Annotated in this window: 1 protein-coding gene; it reads left to right on the top strand. The window is 53.4% G+C overall.

Annotated features, from left to right (window positions below; translation table 11 throughout):
* Nucleotides 1-478, top strand: a 478-nt coding sequence (locus tag HMPREF1627_RS00580; protein WP_034500186.1) for a LuxR C-terminal-related transcriptional regulator, incomplete at its 5' end; no start/stop codon positions are given.
* Between the last annotated feature and the right edge of the window lie 136 nt (nt 479-614).

Genomic DNA, 614 nt, shown 5'->3' on the forward strand with positions numbered 1-614 from the left:
GGTCGATTTGCAGCTACCTGATGGCACGGGTATAGACATCATGAATCACGTGCGGAAATCGCTTCCCGATACGAAATGTATAGTTCTTACTTCCTTTGATGACGATGACGCGCTTGCGGAGTCATGTAAGGCCGGAGCCAAGGCATTCATTCTTAAGACTGTCCACGGCGCGGAAGTAAGTCGCGTTATCCGTCTTGTACATGGTGGCAAGGTGTTGTTGGACGAGAAGACAATCACCCGTAGGGCAGGCGGCCAGGATGATGTGATGGCCGCTTTGACGCCCGCAGAGCGACGAATCGTGGGACTCATATCAAAGGGCATGTCTAATGCTGAGATCGCTGAGACACTAGGAATCTCTGAAAAGACGGTGAAGAACCACATCACGTCACTTCTTTCGAAGATGGGACTGAAGAGGCGCACTCAAGTGATGGCATGGGCAGCGGGGCAGCAGTCAGCTCCGTGGCGTAGTCAGTCGTAGCTCCAGGCACTGTCAGCACCGAAGCCGAGCAGCAGCGTTACGCGATCGGTAATTCGCATTTTAGGGTGGTGCCCTTGTCGCTGCGTTTATCGATGCTCATGGTGCCCCCGTGTTTTTTCACGCGCTTGTCTAGATT

The sequence above is a fragment of the Actinomyces sp. S6-Spd3 genome (assembly GCF_000758755.1).
Taxonomy (GTDB): Bacteria; Actinomycetota; Actinomycetes; order Actinomycetales; family Actinomycetaceae; genus Pauljensenia.